Below are 15,388 nucleotides of genomic sequence, written 5' to 3' on the forward strand. Positions count from 1 at the left end.
AAAAGGCGCAAGAACCATCGGTTCATAGCGCCCTTCATCGGCCACTTTGTCAATCAAGCCCACCGGCATCGGCCATCACATTTGCGATAGCGGCCTAGTCCGAGGTTTCGTCATCCGTTTCGCGCGGCGGAAGGAATTCCTTGCGGCACGGCACGGCAACCTCATCAACCACGGTCCAGCCGAAATTACGGAACTTGCCGAAACTGGCCTTTTTCATGGTGATGCCGCTTTCCTTGTGCTTGCGCACTTCCTTGGGGTCTTCGCCCTCAATCCGTTCTGCACGGACCCAGGCGCGTTCACGCATGGCTTTGGTAATGGTCGGTTCGGTCATCGGCTTTTCGCAATTCAATCTTCAAAAGGCGGCGATAGCATGTCTGGCGGCGTTTGTCGCAGGTAATCGTTGGATTTTCTGATCAATCACCGTCATGGGGCAGGTGGAAGGTGGTCTCGGTAAAGGATTCACGTTCCGACATGATCGCCATCCAGTCGCGCACCCGCACCGGGATATCAAACCGCCGGTCCGGCCAACGGAAATCAATGTAATAAAGTGCAATCAGCACCGACCAGGTACCAAGATGTGGCTCCTCGGTGCGAAGCGCCGGCAGGCCATCGAGGATCGCCTCGATGCCCGATGTAATCGCCTGCGCCTGTCTTTCCATTACGTCTTCGGAACGATCACCGTCTTCGCGTTGGGAGTCGGCATAAAGTCGGGCGGTTGCCGCCATCATGCCATCGGCCAATCCCTGCCATTTAAGCGCGCTTAAGCGGGCCGGGCCGCTTTCGGGGATCACACCCTTTGAAATGCCCTGGGATTTGGCAAGCTGATCAAGATAATCACAGATCACGGCCGATTCAAAAACCGCCATGCCATCCTCAAGGATCAGGGTCGGCACTTTGGCAAGCGGGTTATGGGCACGCAGCGCCTCATCCGTCCACGGATCAATCAGGATCTCGCTGATCTGTTTTTCCAGACCCAACTCACGCAAGACAACGCGCACCTTGCGTGAAAAGGGTGAAGTCGGCGCGTAATAAAGCTGCATCATGATCCAAAGCCCCTTGCCATCGGCACATTTCCGTCGGTTACGCTTCGCGTTCAAACGCGCAAATCCGGCGTCCAGCCAATTCCTTCGAGATGCCATTTGGCATGCCAGTTGGTGTCGTTGCGTGACAGTGTAAGGTAATTTCGCGCCGCACAATAGGTACCTTTGCGTTCCGGCAGCGGTTTTAACTCTGTCGGCCGACCCGGAAGCGGGTTCTCCCCGATCCATGCCAAAAGGCCCAAAACCCTGGCAAAGGTCGGGGGTGGTGCGGTGTGCGAAATGCCCGATGCCACCAGTTGATGGATGGTTTTACCCTTGGTTTCGAAGGTGCCCCGGGTTGCGACATGGATTTCCCCCGAAAGCAGGGTGATCTCATGGTCATGCGCGTTGGCGATTTCTTCGATCAGTTCAAGGAAGCGGCACCATTCGCGCCGGTGCCAGCGGCTTTGCCACTGATCGCGCAGGTCATCCTCGTATTTCTGGGCACGGGGGGAAAGATGCAACACCATCTCGATCAATGATAGTCGCGGCCCGATCACCGGCACACTCGACATCAGCAAAATCCGATTGCCATCCGGCACGGTTTTGAGCATCTCGGGCAAATCGCGCCAGCCATGCGCCCCCATCACGTCATTTGGTGTCCGTTCGGATCGCAAATCGGGCGCAACAATACTGACGCCGGGAAAATCGGTGCGCCAGCCAAGGCTGATGCCATCGCGATCCTTGACCATATCGGGCAAATCATCGGGTGTGCAGCCAAGTTGCATCAGGCAAAAGGCATGTCGTGCGCAGGCAAACATGCCCTTGGCAACGGCACTGCCCTGAAACCACTTCTTGTGGCTGCCCCAGCCATCAAAAATGTCATGGTCATCCCACATCATAAGCGACGGCACGCGTGCGAGCATGTGGCGGATCTGCGGTTGGCCATAAATCGCCAGATAATGATCAAGGTAGAACTTCAAAACAGCATCGCGCATGACATCGGAAAAGGCGGTCGCCAACCGTTCACTGCGCCCGGCCTTGTCCCAGGCAACGATATCCTCGTGACATTCCCAGACGCCGTCGGCGTAAATCTGATCGCCACCATGCAGCAAAAGCGAGAAGGGCTGTTTTGCGTGCTCTTTGCCCAAATCCGTCCAGAGCGCATTGCGGTCTTCAAGCGGCCGGTCCAGATCGCCGTCTTCCTGTCCGTTGCACGATACAAACCCGATGCGAAGATCACCCCCAAGATCGGTGCAAACTTCGTATGTTTCGTTTGCGAAACTATATGATGCCGCCCGGTTTGACGGCAGTTCAAAATCAAACCGCCAGTAGCTTCGGCCAAACAGGCTGGCAAGCTTCGAGGGTGCAATGACATCACGGCCATTAGCCCGAAATTCCGGGATTTCTGCACCATCATCGGCAACCACAAGGGCGGCGAGCTTTGCCGTCTTGGCATCAGCACCCCGGGCAAACAGGAACGGCCCGAAAAGATCCTGATCGGTGATTTTTGTCGCCTCGGAGCTGGTCATGCGCTGTTACTACCTGCCAAAATGATGTGAACTTGACCCTTGAAACATACGTTTGATCGCCGCGTTAGTTCCAGCTTAGCGGAACCGGACGGCGACGGCATCGTCAAAGTCACACAACAGGCCGACATAAAAAAGGCAAGCAGCATGAGGGACTTGTCGCTATCATTGCCGGGTTAACCGCAAAAATTGGAGAACCCCAGTGACTGCACAGCGCCCCAAAGCCATTCCCACCGTTCAGGTCGATGACGATGCCGTCAAGGTGACCGAATGGCACTTCCCGCCCGGCTCCGAAACCGGTGATCATGTTCACGGCATGGATTATGTCGTCGTGCCGATGACGACTGGCACCCTGACCATTGTTAATGATGACGGCACAACGTTTCCGTCCGACATGACCACCGGGAAATCCTATGCCCGCAAGACCGGCGTGTCCCATAACGTGATCAACAACAATGACTTTGCCATCACCTTTGTCGAGGTCGAGGTCAAGGCGCGCTGATCAAAGCGCTGATCAAGGCCGGGCTCAAGCCCCACAAAAATCACCCAACAAAAAGGGCAGGTGATGATCACCTGCCCTTTTTTAACTTCACGGCAATGGGGTGCTCGGCCTAGCCAAGCCGCGTTTCAATCGCATCCCAGATCAGGCTTTCAAGTTTGGAGCCGTCAAAGCGGTTGATCTCCTGCAAGCCCGTCGGCGAGGTGACGTTGATTTCCGTCATGTAATCGCCGATCACGTCGATCCCGACAAAGATCAGATCGCGTTTCTTAAGCTCCGGCCCGATGCGATCGCAAATCTCGCGTTCGCGCGGGGTCAGCATCGATTTCTCGGCAACCCCGCCGACATGCATGTTCGAACGTGCCTCACCCTCGGCCGGCACGCGGTTGATCGCACCCACCGGTTCGCCGTCGACCAGAATGATGCGTTTGTCACCCTTGCGGACGTCCGGCAAGTAGGCCTGCACCATCAGCGGCTCACGCGACTGGGCGGCAAACAGTTCCAACAGGGAATTGAGGTTCTCGTCACCGGGTTTGAGGTGAAACACACCCGCCCCGCCATTGCCAAACAGCGGCTTGACGATGATGTCCTTGAATTCTTCGCGGAATTCCTTGATGCGGGCTGCCGACCGCGTGATCAGGGTCGGCGGCATCAAATCGGGAAATTCGGTGACAAAGATCTTTTCCGGCGCATTGCGGACATGTCCCGGATGGTTGACCACAAAGGTTTCCGGGTGGATCGCCTCAAGCAAATGGCTTGCGGTGATATAGTTCATGTCAAACGGCGGGTCCTGACGCATCAGGATAACATCGGTTTCGCGCGCCAGATCAATCACCCGTGCTTCGCCCAGATCATGGTGGTTGCCATGTTCGTAGCGCAACGTCATCGGGCGGACTTCCGCCTTGATCCGGCCCCGGTCATAGAACATGTCATCGGGATGATAATGCAAAAGATCATATCCCCGCGCCTGGGCTTCAAGGCCCATGACAAAGGTCGAATCCCCCTTGATATCGATGCTCTCGATCGGGTCCATCTGGATGGCGACGATACGGCTCATTAAACGTGTTCTCCTGCTTGCCGGTGGTCAAATGACCTGCAATTAAGGCTCAAAACGGCCAATTAAGGTCATTTGCGGGCATGGCTTGACCCGGCTGGCCTTCCCGGCCAAATGATGCGATACGTTACTCGCAGTGAGTGGTTACTATTTGGCACGATTTTTATCATCCGCCATTCACCTTCTGCAATCGCCATGATTGCGATCAACGAATTGTTACGAACACCGGTAAGACACATGACCCGTTTGAACCAAGAACCGAAGACTCGCTGGAAATTGTTTGGCAAGAAAGGCCGCGCCGTTCTTGCGGCAAGTGTCATTGCATCCGCCATCGGTCTTGGTGCCGTCACCAGTCTGACCCTGTTGCCAAGCACAGCCCACGCGCAAGCAAGCGATCAGATCACGCCTGAGATGATCGAAAAGATCGAAAACTATCTGGCCGGGATCACGACGCTCAAGGCCGAGTTCGTTCAGATTTCATCGGATGGCGGTGCGGCCGAGGGCGATCTTTACATGGAACGCCCGGGCAAGATGCGGTTTGAATATAACCCGCCAGCGCAGATCCTGCTGGTCTCGACCGGTCATGATTTCATCTATTATGACAAGGAAATCAACGCACCGACCTATTTCGACATTGATGAAACCCCGGCCGGGATCATCCTGGCGGAAAACATCTCGCTGACCGACAAGGTCAAGATTGTCGATTATCGTCGCACGGCCGAAACCGTGCGCGTTGAACTGGTGCGCAAATCCGATCCGGGTGCTGGAAGTGTAACCCTGGTGTTTACCGAAAAGCCGATGCAGCTGCGTCAGTGGAGCGTCAAGGACCCGACCGGGGTCGAAACCACGGTCACCCTGTTCAATACCGAAGAGGGCATGCAGCTGGACCCGGAACTGTTCAAATTTGAACGCATCTGGCCAAATCAGCGCAACTAGCCCAAAAAAATTTCCCATCCGATTTTGATGTCTTTGAACCGCCCGTAAACCGGTGCCGGATCAAGAATATTTTCTGATTCAACTGCTTGGCCAAGTGGTGAATGTTATTGTGTTTTCGTAACGAAATCACTGCGGATTGGAATCAGCGAAAAGTTTCAAAATTTGTCGGCTTTTTCGGGCCCAAACCCATGGCATGGACGTCCTGTGCTTCCTATATGTGAGTCTGTCACAAGGTTCCCCTAAACGACGGGAACCCGGTGTGAGGAAAAGGTCTCCCCTACCTTTCCTCACGCTCCAGATTATCGGAGCGCTGGCGTCCGGTTCTCCCCCCTGGCCGGACGCCTTTTTTTTGCCTGATGCCTGCGATAGATGTCGCATTCTTGGGAAATCTGCAAAGCCGCCCCCTGATTTCACAGGCTGTTAATTTTAATTGCCTACTAAACTAATGCATGATTCCCTTGCGGATATATTCCGCACACTCGACACATGACAGGACAGGACCGACATCTTCCATGATCAATGACTTTCTGAAATCCGTTGCGCAGTTTTCCGACCCGCGTTTTCGCAAAGTTGTGCTGATTGGTGTTGCCGGTGCGCTGGCAACCATTGTCGGGTTGTGGGTCCTGATCTGGTTCGGTCTGAATTCCGTCACCTTCTTCACTGATGGTGGCTGGCTTGAAACCGCCGTGGACTGGCTTCTGGGCATTGGTCTGACCCTTCTTGTCCTGTTGCTGTTTCCCGCGGCCACGGTCCTGATCTCGAGCCTTCTGCTCGATCAGATTGCCGACGCGGTCGAAGACAAGCACTATCCGACCCTGCCCGATACCCGTCCGCAGCCGATTATTGATGCGCTGATCAGCGGTCTTAAATTCGCCCTGACGGCTTTGGCGCTTAACATTCTGATTTTGCCGCTTCTTCTGGCTGGACCGCTCTATGTCATCGCGTTTTACGGGATGAATGGCTATCTTTTGTCGCGTGAATATTTTGAACTGGTTGCCGCACGCCGCTATGATGCGCGGACGGTTGAGGCCATTCGCAAAAGCCGCCAGAAAAAGCTTTGGATTGCCGGGGTCGGTTTGACCTTCCTGATGACCATTCCCTTGGTCAATCTGGTCGCACCGATCATCGCCACCGCCTTTATGGTCCACTATTCTGTGCGTCTTGGCACCTATGTGCCCGAGACCGCCTGACCGGTAACCGCAAGGCCGATACACCTAGACCAACATCGAAACTGCAACTCTAAGGATCTGGTCATCCCATGTTTGGAAAGAAAAAAGCCAACAAAACAGTCGACAGAAGTGCGACTTCGTCAGATACATCTCGCCTGGATGGATCAGACAAGCTTTCCGGGACGATGACCTCGGCCTCTGATGCTGCATCTGACAAAGCCAGCGAAACCCGCACGTTCGAAAAAACAGAAAAACGAACAGAGCCGCGGCTCTTCACCCAACCGCGCACAAAGGATGAACCGCAAATGTCCAGCAAACCGCACTCCACCAACTTCCGCCCGGAAATCCCGAAGCGCCCGCTTGAAATCCCGACCCGCGGCAGTTCCGGTCGCCCGGGAGGATCGGGTAGCCACTCTTCCGAGGGCAAGAAACTGACAGTTGGTCGTGACATCACGCTCAAAGGTGAAATCGGTTCCTGTGACGTTCTGGTCGTCGAAGGCGTTGTCGAAGCCCAGATCAAGGAATGCTCGCGCCTCGAAGTTTCCGAAGGCGGCAGCTTCATCGGTTCTGCCCAGGTGGATGAGGCCGAAATCAGCGGCAAGTTCGAAGGTGAACTGACGGCTGGCCGTGTGGTTGTCGTCCACTCGGCTGAAATCAGCGGCAAGATCACCTATGGCGCGCTTCAGATTGAAAATGGTGCCCGCATCAAGGGCGAGCTGGAATATGTCGAAGGTGCTGACACCGGCATAAGCCGCGGCGGCAGCACCGGCGCAATCACCATCCCGCGCAAATCTGACGATTCCTGATTTTTAGCGCGCATGATTGCTCTGACCCAAACCTCACCCCGAACAGACGTCACCCGTCCATTCGGGGTGATTTTGCTTCTGGCGCTCATTGCCATGGGTCTTTCGGCCTGTGGCGGCGGGTCGTCAGTGCCACCGGGTTCGACAAATACCAATTACGGCGAGCTTAATACCAAGGGCAACGTCACCACGACCCAGCCCGAAGCCCGAAGGCGACCGGAAAATTCAAAATCACGCACCACAACGGCCGCCATCCCGTTCAAGCCGGTGCCCAACGCATCGCTCAAGGGTCTGTCAGAACCGGAAGTCGAAGCCAAAATCGGCGAACCGGAAATGATCCGCGGCGAAGGTGACATCCGCGTCTGGCAATACAGATCCGATCAATGTTCGTTTGATGCCTTCTTTGCCCCGGCAACCGAAGGCGCGCCCCGTGAACTCCGTCACATGCTGGCCCGCATGCGGCGCGGAAATCAGCCGATCACGGTTCAGAATTGCCTGGATCAGGTGGTCAAAAAGAATCTCGCGCGCGGCTGACACCTGCCGATCAATTTTAGTGGTGTGACAACGGTTTACCGGTAATCCCGTCAAGAAGCGCATCACCACCCATGGCGGGCGTCCGGCGCCATCCACAGAATAATTTGTAAAATTTGCCTGTTCGCACCCGGTTGGACGCATTCCTTGGTTTAATCTTTACCTTTTGGCGGCAATCTCGGAAAACGAACCTCATAAATTTGCCATATCCTTTGGATTTTATGCGTCCTAACGTGGTCCGGTCGGACCGATCCCGAAACTTCAGACACGATACGCGACCTCATGAAAAAACACGCCCATCGTCTCGTCAGAAATTCGTTTGCCGCCGCTTTTGGCGCGGTTGCCTGTCTGCTTGCGCTTGGTTTTTCGACCAACGTGGCACAGGCCCAGAACTCCCCGCAGCTGATTGATGTTTACGGCAAGTGGGAAGCCTACACCTATTCCGAGGATGGCCAGAAAGTCTGCTATATGGGCAGCCAGCCGACCTCGGCCAAAGGCGACTATACCCAGCGTGGCAAAATCTATGTCATGGTCACCCATCGCCCGGCACTCAAGCTGCTTAATGAAGTCAGCTTCATCACCGGCTATACCTACAAGTCGGGCAGCGAGGTCGATCTTCGAATCGATTCCAAAAGTTTCAAGCTGTTCACCCATGATGATTCCGCGTGGGCGGTAAACAGCGAAGAAGATCGCAAACTGGTCAGCGCGATGAAAGCCGGATCGACCATGGTTGTGGTTGGCTATTCGTCACGCGATACCAAGACCACCGATACCTATTCGCTGTCGGGCTTTACCAACGCCTATAACGCGATTTCAAAGGCCTGCAACACCAAGCCGGTCAACTGATCCATATCTGATCAAACCGGTTGGTGGGGCCGTCACAGCGTGCTTTGCAACCGTGATTGCAGTGCTGTGATAGCTGCAATGTGAAATTTATCGTTTCTAAATCGACCCGGCCCCGCTATATGCGGGGCCAAGCATTTTTGCATCATTTCTGGTATAGTCCCGCTGACGCCAGAACAAGACGGCCAAAAACCGTCTGGCAAACCCACACTACGCAAAAGAGAGAGCCCGGGATGACCGACGTCCTGACCGAAAACGCACCCCTGACCGATGCCCCTGCCAAGCAAGGTGGGCCGTCGCTGTCCGACTTCGTTTCGCGCGCCGCCAATGGGCAGGCTGCCGACGGGCGTCGTGATCTGGTCGGCATCACCCGCGAAGAACTGACCGAACTCATGGCTGGCATGGGCGAAAGCAAGTTCCGCGTCAAACAGCTTTGGAACTGGATCTATAACCGCGGTGTCACAGACATCGAGGACATGACCAACATTTCCAAAAAGCTGCGCGATCGCCTGGCTCAGGATTTCTATGTCGGGCGTCCGGTTCTGACAGCCGATCAGAAAAGCAACGACGACACCCACAAATGGCTGATGAAATTCCATGACGGCAACGAGGCCGAGACGGTCTATATCCCCGATCGCAACGAAGATCGCGGTGCTGTCTGCATTTCATCGCAGGTGGGCTGTACGCTGACCTGCAAGTTCTGCCACACCGGTACCCAGCTTCTGGTGCGCAACCTGACACCGGGTGAAATCGTCAGCCAGTTCATGGTCGCACGCGACAGCTACGGCGAATGGCCGACACCGGCCAATGGCATCCGTCGCCTGTCAAACATCGTCATGATGGGCATGGGCGAGCCGCTGTTTAACTATGAAAACGTTCGCGATGCCCTGCGCATTGCCATGGACGGCGAGGGTATTTCGATCTCGCGCCGCCGGATCACGCTTTCGACCTCGGGTGTGGTGCCGGAAATCGTGCGCTGTGGTGAAGACCTCGGCGTTGGTTTGGCGATCTCGCTGCATGCACCTGATGATGATCTGCGCAACGAAATCATGCCGATCAACAAGAAGTATCCGCTGAAAGAACTGATGGATGCGTGCCGGAACTATCCGGGCATGTCCAATGCGCGTCCGATCACCATGGAATATGTCATGCTGAAAGGCGTGAACGACAAACCGGAACATGCGCGCGCGCTGGCCAAGCTGGTCAAAGGCGTTCACTGCAAGTTCAATCTGATCCCGTTCAACAAATGGCCGGGTTCGGATTACGAATGCACGCCGACCAACGATATCAAAAAGTTCGCGCAAATCCTGCTCGATAACGGCTACGAAGCGCCGATCCGCTGGCCGCGCGGCCGCGATATTCTGGCCGCCTGTGGCCAGCTCAAATCCGAAAGCCAGCGTCAGCGCAAATCACGCTTTGGCAGCACCGGTGATGCAGGTGGTTGCGGCAAATCGGATGCCGGCAACGAAGGCATCGTTGCCGCCCAGTAAGTCTGGCACCAACGACGACCAATATCGATCAACACCGGATGGCCTTGCTGTCCGGTGTTATTCTTTGCGTTACGCTTTTTTCAGATCCTTGCGCAAAATTGTCGCCATGACATTGTTTTGATTGTCCGGCTGCACGGACGGGCATAGCGTGAATTTCGAATCGTATCGCAAGGGATTTGATCGCATGTCCGTCGGGCAGTTTTCCGCCATTTTACTGGTCGTCACCATCTGGGGGGCGAATTTCACCGTGATCAAGCTGGGTCTGGGTGAAATGCCGCCGATCCTGCTGTCATCCCTGCGCTTTGCCTTTGCCGCATTACCCGCCGTCTTCTTCCTGCCGCGCCCAAAATGCCATTGGAAATACGTCGTCGGCTTTGGGGTCGTTCTGGGCTGTATCAAATTTTCGTTGCTGTTTCTGGGGATGGATCTTGGCCTGTCGGCGGGAATTTCATCGCTGGTGCTGCAACTTCAGGCCTTCTTCACCCTGTTGCTGGGCATCTTTTTACTCGGTGAAAAAGTCGGGCCGCACCGGGTTGTTGCCATGCTGGTGGCCTTTATGGGCGTCGGGCTGTTGTTGTTTGTTTCGGATGGATCGATCACCCCGATTGGGCTTGCGCTGGTGATTGCGGCTGCCGCCGCCTGGGGGCTTGCCAATATCATCATGAAAAAAGCCGGATCGGTTCAGATGCTGTCCTTTGTCGTCTGGGCCAGTCTGGTGCCACCGATCCCGCTTTTCATCCTGTCGATGATCACCGAAGAGCGCGCAAACCTTGCCATGCTGCCCGATCAGATCAGCTGGATCGGCATTGGTGCGATCCTCTATCTCGCCTATCCGGTGACGTTGCTGGGCTTTGCGATCTGGGGGCGGTTGCTGTCTACCTTGCCGGTCGGGCTGGTGGCACCCTTTACGCTTTTGGTGCCGATTGTCGGCATGGCGACATCCGCACTGGTGCTGGACGAAGATTTCGGGCCGATCAAAATCATTGCGGCCCTTCTGGTCATGACCGGATTGCTGATCAATGTGTTTGGTGGAAAGCTAATACAGAGATTTTCTGCCAAGAAGCCGGATTTATCAGGTATATAAGCTCATTTGATGTGATCTATTCTATATCCAGCGCAATTCCGGCTTCTTGTCCGATCCCTTGTCAGGCGTATGAATGTCATCGACATTAACGCTGATCGCAAGAATACCGCCAAGGCCGCCTTCGGTCATTTCCGACAATCGAATGCCGATCCAGTCCTGATCAAGGCCGCGCACATAGGTGTCGCGCGCCGCCAGATCAGTAAAATCAATGGTAATGGCATGGGTGAATCCCTGACTAAGGCCACTTCCGGTCATCTTTGGTCCGCCGCTAAAGGCCAATGCGCCCGGCACTGAAAAGGCAACTTTTTCAAGTTCGCCGATCATGGTGTCGATGTCGCTTTGCGCGATGTGGCTTGGGATCTGCAGCAACACAATGTGACGGATCATGAAGTGCCCCCTGTCTGAGTATCCGCATCCTGCCAGCTTGCCGGATCGATGCTGTTGGGCAACAGGACATATTTCCGGCCCTGCCGGTTCATATGACCAGCATAAAGGGCCGCGTCCTCGCCCGGGCCAAAGAAGATATCACCGCGCACCGGCCCGCGAATGGCCCCACCGGTATCCTGGGCCACCATCAGGCGACGGAATGTACGGTCCGCATTCATCGGATCGCTGGTTTCAAGCCAGACCGGAACCCCCATGGCGTGGAACCTGCGATCCACTGCCAGTGACCGGCCGGGCTCCAACGGCACCCCTTGCGATCCCAGCGGCCCTGCTTCGGGGTCGTTCGGATCAACCTTAAGCGGCTGGAAAAACACATAAGATGCGTTGGTATTCATCACCGCATCGGCTTCGCCCGGATTGTCATGCAGCCATTTACGGATTGATTGCAGCGATACGGTTTCGCGGCTCAAGGCCCCGCGCGCAATCAATTCACGCCCGATGGCAAAGTAAGGATGGCCGTTGGTCGCGGCATAGCCCACCCGAAGCACGCTGTCATCAGGCAGAACCACCCGACCAGACCCCTGAATTTGCAGGAAAAAGGCATCCACCGCATCATCGACCCACACCAGTTCAAGACCGCGGTCCGATAACGCCCCTTCCTCAATCGCTTCGCGGTCGTAATAGGGTTTGATTGCATCACCCGCGATCCGCCCGACCAGCTTGGTACCTTTCAGATCCTCGCGGAAATCGCCAAGATCGATCGAGACCATGTCATTGGGCTTAAGATAAAGCGGCGTCTGATACGCCCCGCCACGGGTCAGCTGGCCTTGCAATTCCGGCTCGTAATAGCCGGTAAAAAGGCCCTCGGCCGTATCGCGATTGCCACTGAGATAGGGTCTGAAACCACTTTCAAAGAACGCACGCGCGTCTTCCTTGCGAAGGCTTTCAACATCAAGGGAAACTGCGGTTGCGCAACGATCGCGCCACTGGCCGATGGTCCCCATGCGCGGATCGGGCCCGACGGGTTTGTCATCACTGCGTCTTAGCATCGCCTGGCACGAGCGGGCAAAGGCCCGCACGGTGCCGCGCATATCATCGGTCTGCCAGCCATCAAGATCGGCGAAAGTCGCCGGGCGCAGGGTCAGTTTGTCTTCCACCTCGGCCGGGGGTTCGATCTGTCCAGTGATTTGTGGCCAAAACATCCAGATCAGGGCGGCAGCCGCACCGACCAGAACAGAAACAAGGGACAGGCTGCGCGATAAAACCAGTCGTCTTTTCAAGATGGAAACCCGTATTTAGCCAATTCGAACGTCACCGTTTTTGTAACGGTTCTACGAAAACCCGATTTTGCCCCTGACATGCTTAACAAGCCGATAATTGCGTGTGCTCGTTACCATGCGGACATGAAAAAAGGCGACCCGGTTTATCGGATCGCCTTTGATATGTTTGGTCTTTGCGAAACCCGCGTTAATCGGCGGTTTCTTCTTCCGGGGTTTCGGTCGCAACCAGCTGCCAGTTCGGATCGCGGCTTTCGATATTGCGCGCGAATGTCCAAAGATCTTCGGCCTCGACCACCTTGTTGGGGTCGCCATCGACAACATCACCCTCGGCATTGCGAATGACCGAGACTTCCTCGGACACGAACTTGACCGTGACATAGGCGGTGCGGCCTTCAAGGCTGGCGTCATGGATCGACGCGCTCTTGATACCGACCAGGGTGGTTTCCTCGTGCTCGCCCTTTTCAGCGCGGGCATCGATGGCAGCGGCGAAGTTCTTGTAAACCTCGGCCGAAAGCAACGGGTTCAGGCCATCCTTGTCGCCCTTGGCAAAGTATTCGACGATCATTTCGAACGCCATGCGCGCGCCATTCAGGAAGTCCTGCTGGGTAAAGTTCGGATCATACTTCTGGATCTCCTGCAGGGTTGCAAACGTGCCCGAAGGAACATCTGCCGCATCCTGATCGTTACCGGAGTCCGGCAGGCGATAAACATTATCGGTCTGAGCTGCGGCGTCTTTCTGGCCTTCATTGTCATGAGTCTGACGGCCAAAGATATCGGACGGCCCCTGCTTTTCATTGCCGGTGCGACGGCCAAGCACGCCACGCAAACGCAGCACAAGGAAAACCGCAATCAGAGCGAATAAGAATATATCGAAATACTGCAAGACGGTCTCGTGATCCTAATGGTTTCAAACTGGTTGTCTGTATATCACAACCGTGGTGGAGAGATGGTATGAACTTAACCAAATGCAAGGGCAACTGCCGATTACCCGGCAAGATGTGATCATCTTCACCCTTCACCGGTGCGATATGCGCCGGGGCCAGGCCAAGATGACGATCTGCCGCATTTTTGTCGCGTTGTCACATTAGCGTTCCCACCAACTAACCAACGAACTTAAGTGTGCAGATTAATGAGAAATCGCTGAAAACCAAGTTGTTTTCTGCAATAGTTTCAGCAAGACGTCAGCTTTGGCCGTAAAATGCATGTGATAATACGACATTTGCGGCACATACAGGCAATCCATCGCCAGTAAACGGAGAAACAATGGGCTTTTACTTTCTCGCGATATTCGTCGCCATGCCAATCATCGAAATCGCGGTATTCATTCAGGCCGGCGAACTGATCGGGCTATGGCCGACCATTGGCGTGGTTGTTCTGACAGCCATCATCGGTACGTCCCTGATGCGTGCCCAGGGGTTGCAAACCCTGGCCAAGGCGCAAAGCCAGATGGATCAGGGCGAAATGCCCATTGGTGCCCTGTTTGACGGCATCTGCATTCTGATTGCCGGTGTATTGCTTCTGACGCCTGGCTTTGTCACCGACACCTTTGGCTTCCTGTTGCTTGTCCCGCCGCTGCGCCAGCTGATCGGGGCCAAGGTCATCATGAAGCTGGTCCAGTCGGGCAATATCCGGACAAACTTCCGCGGTGCGACCTATTCCAGTGGTGCGCAAGGCGGGCCAAACGGGCGCGGACCCAATGGACCCGGCGGACATGGCACCGGTGGACCTGGCGGAGCACGGCCGCGCGGGGCCGGGCCGATCATTGATGGCGATTTCGAAGATGTCAGCCCGAATGATCCGTCAAACGACACCGACAGGAGCAATGATCCGGGCGACAATCCCGAAACACCGCGCAATTTGCCGCCGCGTGACGAGACGCGCTGAATTCATACGAAAATCACAAAATCAGAAGGTTGACCGACACCCCCGGTCAGCCTTCTTTGAGTCAAAGGCCTTTGGCAATAATCAGGACAACCAAACCCCCGGAAACGCGGGCTTTGATAAGGGCTTTGACCCGCTCTGATTGGCTTGCCCGTGCAGGCCAGACGTGCTAGGCCAACAAGTCCAATTTATCTGCCGCAACGGGGCGGCGTCAGTAATAAGCATTTCAGCCAAGGCAAAGCCTTCAAGCCGAAAGCTTTTTTCTGATCAAGACGAAATGACCTCTAAGGGAGCTAGACTTTAATGGCCGAGAATACCACCGGTGCAGAAGGCGCAGCAGAACAGAAGCAGCAGCCGGCCGCAAATCCAATCACGATCCACACCCAGTACATCAAGGATCTGTCGTTCGAAAACCCGAACGCACCGGAAAGCGTTGCCCTGCAGCAGCAGCCGAAAATCAATATCGATGTCGATGTTGAGGCTCGCACCACCCAGGACCAGAAACTTCACGAAGTCACCATCAAGATCAATGTCAAAGCTGACGTTGGCGACAAGGTGGCCTTCATTGCCGAACTGCAGTATGGCTGCGTTGTGACGCTGAATGTTTCTGACGAACACCGCCTGCCGGTTCTGATGATCGAAGTTCCGCGCCTGCTGTTCCCGTATGTCCGCAAGATCGTCGCAGACCTGACCGCAGACGGTGGCTTCCCGCCGCTGATGATGCAGCAGATTGATTTTGCTGATCTTTTCCGCAAGAAATTCGCATCCAAGATGGAAGGTCAGCCGGCTGGCAACGCCTGATTGACCTCATCCATCGGCTTTTGGTTCGATACCAAAACGATGACAAAGAAAAGGCCGCCAGTTTGGCGGCCTTTTTATTTTAAAA

17 protein-coding genes are annotated in these 15,388 nt (G+C 55.3%); 10 read left to right on the top strand and 7 right to left on the bottom strand.

Annotation, left to right across the window (positions count from 1 at the left end; translation table 11 throughout):
* Window positions 1–94: 94 nt before the first annotated feature.
* From AC5Q5A_RS00730 to AC5Q5A_RS00740, 3 genes are all read right to left on the bottom strand, one after another.
* On the bottom strand, window positions 95–331 hold the full coding sequence (locus AC5Q5A_RS00730) for a hypothetical protein (RefSeq protein ID WP_008888791.1): 237 nt from the start codon (window positions 329–331) through the stop codon (window positions 95–97).
* An 82-nt stretch (window positions 332–413) separates the two neighbouring features.
* The gene (locus AC5Q5A_RS00735; RefSeq protein WP_168173389.1) at window positions 414–1,043 is read right to left on the bottom strand and encodes a glutathione S-transferase N-terminal domain-containing protein; all 630 of its coding nucleotides are present in this window, start codon (window positions 1,041–1,043) and stop codon (window positions 414–416) included.
* Window positions 1,044–1,093: 50 nt separating this feature from the next.
* Window positions 1,094–2,551, bottom strand: coding sequence for an alkaline phosphatase D family protein (locus AC5Q5A_RS00740; RefSeq protein ID WP_493893991.1), 1,458 nt, complete (start codon window positions 2,549–2,551; stop codon window positions 1,094–1,096).
* Window positions 2,552–2,750: 199 nt separating this feature from the next.
* Here AC5Q5A_RS00740 and AC5Q5A_RS00745 point away from each other — a divergent pair, with 199 nt between their 5' ends.
* Window positions 2,751–3,050 carry a cupin domain-containing protein gene (locus AC5Q5A_RS00745; protein ID WP_493893992.1) on the top strand — a complete coding sequence of 100 codons (300 nt, stop codon included), beginning with the start codon at window positions 2,751–2,753 and terminating at the stop codon, window positions 3,048–3,050.
* A gap of 109 nt (window positions 3,051–3,159) precedes the next feature.
* On the opposite strand, the gene gshB is transcribed toward AC5Q5A_RS00745, so the two are convergent.
* Window positions 3,160–4,104 (bottom strand): glutathione synthase, encoded by a 945-nt coding sequence (gene gshB, locus AC5Q5A_RS00750; protein WP_008888785.1) that lies wholly within the window; start codon window positions 4,102–4,104, stop codon window positions 3,160–3,162.
* Window positions 4,105–4,338: 234 nt separating this feature from the next.
* On the opposite strand from gshB, the gene AC5Q5A_RS00755 reads away from it, so the two are divergent.
* The 7 genes from AC5Q5A_RS00755 to AC5Q5A_RS00785 all read left to right on the top strand — a co-directional run bounded on the left by AC5Q5A_RS00755 (window position 4,339) and on the right by AC5Q5A_RS00785 (window position 10,957).
* Window positions 4,339–5,037 (top strand): LolA family protein, encoded by a 699-nt coding sequence (locus AC5Q5A_RS00755; RefSeq protein WP_064780238.1) that lies wholly within the window; start codon window positions 4,339–4,341, stop codon window positions 5,035–5,037.
* A 512-nt stretch (window positions 5,038–5,549) separates the two neighbouring features.
* Window positions 5,550–6,227 (top strand): EI24 domain-containing protein, encoded by a 678-nt coding sequence (locus AC5Q5A_RS00760; protein ID WP_064780237.1) that lies wholly within the window; start codon window positions 5,550–5,552, stop codon window positions 6,225–6,227.
* A 284-nt stretch (window positions 6,228–6,511) separates the two neighbouring features.
* Window positions 6,512–7,012 carry a bactofilin family protein gene (locus tag AC5Q5A_RS00765; RefSeq protein ID WP_231959646.1) on the top strand — a complete coding sequence of 167 codons (501 nt, stop codon included), beginning with the start codon at window positions 6,512–6,514 and terminating at the stop codon, window positions 7,010–7,012.
* A gap of 12 nt (window positions 7,013–7,024) precedes the next feature.
* Window positions 7,025–7,543, top strand: a complete 519-nt coding sequence (locus AC5Q5A_RS00770; RefSeq protein WP_493893993.1) for a hypothetical protein — start codon at window positions 7,025–7,027, stop codon at window positions 7,541–7,543.
* A gap of 279 nt (window positions 7,544–7,822) precedes the next feature.
* Window positions 7,823–8,386, top strand: coding sequence for an invasion associated locus B family protein (locus tag AC5Q5A_RS00775; protein WP_296988919.1), 564 nt, complete (start codon window positions 7,823–7,825; stop codon window positions 8,384–8,386).
* Between the two features lie 230 nt (window positions 8,387–8,616).
* A complete protein-coding gene (rlmN, locus tag AC5Q5A_RS00780) occupies window positions 8,617–9,873 on the top strand; it encodes a dual-specificity RNA methyltransferase RlmN (RefSeq protein WP_493893994.1) in 1,257 nt (418 codons plus the stop codon).
* A gap of 148 nt (window positions 9,874–10,021) precedes the next feature.
* Window positions 10,022–10,957 (top strand): EamA family transporter, encoded by a 936-nt coding sequence (locus AC5Q5A_RS00785; RefSeq protein ID WP_493893995.1) that lies wholly within the window; start codon window positions 10,022–10,024, stop codon window positions 10,955–10,957.
* A gap of 21 nt (window positions 10,958–10,978) precedes the next feature.
* Here AC5Q5A_RS00785 and AC5Q5A_RS00790 read toward each other — a convergent pair whose 3' ends face one another.
* The 3 genes from AC5Q5A_RS00790 to AC5Q5A_RS00800 all read right to left on the bottom strand — a co-directional run bounded on the left by AC5Q5A_RS00790 (window position 10,979) and on the right by AC5Q5A_RS00800 (window position 13,504).
* Window positions 10,979–11,344, bottom strand: coding sequence for a Dabb family protein (locus tag AC5Q5A_RS00790; RefSeq protein WP_120223867.1), 366 nt, complete (start codon window positions 11,342–11,344; stop codon window positions 10,979–10,981).
* Entirely contained in the window at window positions 11,341–12,621 is a 1,281-nt protein-coding gene (mltA, locus tag AC5Q5A_RS00795) for a murein transglycosylase A (RefSeq protein ID WP_493893996.1), read from the bottom strand. The genes AC5Q5A_RS00790 and mltA overlap by 4 nt, the downstream gene beginning before the upstream one ends.
* A 187-nt stretch (window positions 12,622–12,808) precedes the next feature.
* Window positions 12,809–13,504, bottom strand: coding sequence for a Tim44/TimA family putative adaptor protein (locus AC5Q5A_RS00800; protein ID WP_493893997.1), 696 nt, complete (start codon window positions 13,502–13,504; stop codon window positions 12,809–12,811).
* A gap of 380 nt (window positions 13,505–13,884) precedes the next feature.
* On the opposite strand from AC5Q5A_RS00800, the gene AC5Q5A_RS00805 reads away from it, so the two are divergent.
* Both AC5Q5A_RS00805 and secB read left to right on the top strand, forming a co-directional pair.
* The gene (locus AC5Q5A_RS00805; RefSeq protein ID WP_493893998.1) at window positions 13,885–14,505 is read left to right on the top strand and encodes an FxsA family protein; all 621 of its coding nucleotides are present in this window, start codon (window positions 13,885–13,887) and stop codon (window positions 14,503–14,505) included.
* Between the two features lie 300 nt (window positions 14,506–14,805).
* A complete protein-coding gene (gene secB / locus AC5Q5A_RS00810) occupies window positions 14,806–15,303 on the top strand; it encodes a protein-export chaperone SecB (RefSeq protein WP_008888774.1) in 498 nt (165 codons plus the stop codon).
* Window positions 15,304–15,388 lie beyond the last annotated feature (85 nt).

The sequence above is a fragment of the Thalassospira sp. CA1 genome (assembly GCF_059052855.1).

What these genes read in the sequence shown, in the direction of transcription:
- AC5Q5A_RS00730 (WP_008888791.1), bottom strand. Translation starts at nt 331, where the DNA reads ATGACCGAACCGACCATTACCAAAGCCATGCGTGAACGCGCCTGGGTC.
- AC5Q5A_RS00735 (WP_168173389.1), bottom strand. Translation starts at nt 1,043, where the DNA reads ATGATGCAGCTTTATTACGCGCCGACTTCACCCTTTTCACGCAAGGTG.
- AC5Q5A_RS00740 (WP_493893991.1), bottom strand. Translation starts at nt 2,551, where the DNA reads ATGACCAGCTCCGAGGCGACAAAAATCACCGATCAGGATCTTTTCGGG.
- gshB (WP_008888785.1), bottom strand. Translation starts at nt 4,104, where the DNA reads ATGAGCCGTATCGTCGCCATCCAGATGGACCCGATCGAGAGCATCGAT.
- AC5Q5A_RS00755 (WP_064780238.1), top strand. Translation starts at nt 4,339, where the DNA reads ATGACCCGTTTGAACCAAGAACCGAAGACTCGCTGGAAATTGTTTGGC.
- AC5Q5A_RS00760 (WP_064780237.1), top strand. Translation starts at nt 5,550, where the DNA reads ATGATCAATGACTTTCTGAAATCCGTTGCGCAGTTTTCCGACCCGCGT.
- AC5Q5A_RS00765 (WP_231959646.1), top strand. Translation starts at nt 6,512, where the DNA reads ATGTCCAGCAAACCGCACTCCACCAACTTCCGCCCGGAAATCCCGAAG.
- AC5Q5A_RS00770 (WP_493893993.1), top strand. Translation starts at nt 7,025, where the DNA reads ATGATTGCTCTGACCCAAACCTCACCCCGAACAGACGTCACCCGTCCA.
- AC5Q5A_RS00775 (WP_296988919.1), top strand. Translation starts at nt 7,823, where the DNA reads ATGAAAAAACACGCCCATCGTCTCGTCAGAAATTCGTTTGCCGCCGCT.
- rlmN (WP_493893994.1), top strand. Translation starts at nt 8,617, where the DNA reads ATGACCGACGTCCTGACCGAAAACGCACCCCTGACCGATGCCCCTGCC.
- AC5Q5A_RS00790 (WP_120223867.1), bottom strand. Translation starts at nt 11,344, where the DNA reads ATGATCCGTCACATTGTGTTGCTGCAGATCCCAAGCCACATCGCGCAA.
- AC5Q5A_RS00805 (WP_493893998.1), top strand. Translation starts at nt 13,885, where the DNA reads ATGGGCTTTTACTTTCTCGCGATATTCGTCGCCATGCCAATCATCGAA.
- secB (WP_008888774.1), top strand. Translation starts at nt 14,806, where the DNA reads ATGGCCGAGAATACCACCGGTGCAGAAGGCGCAGCAGAACAGAAGCAG.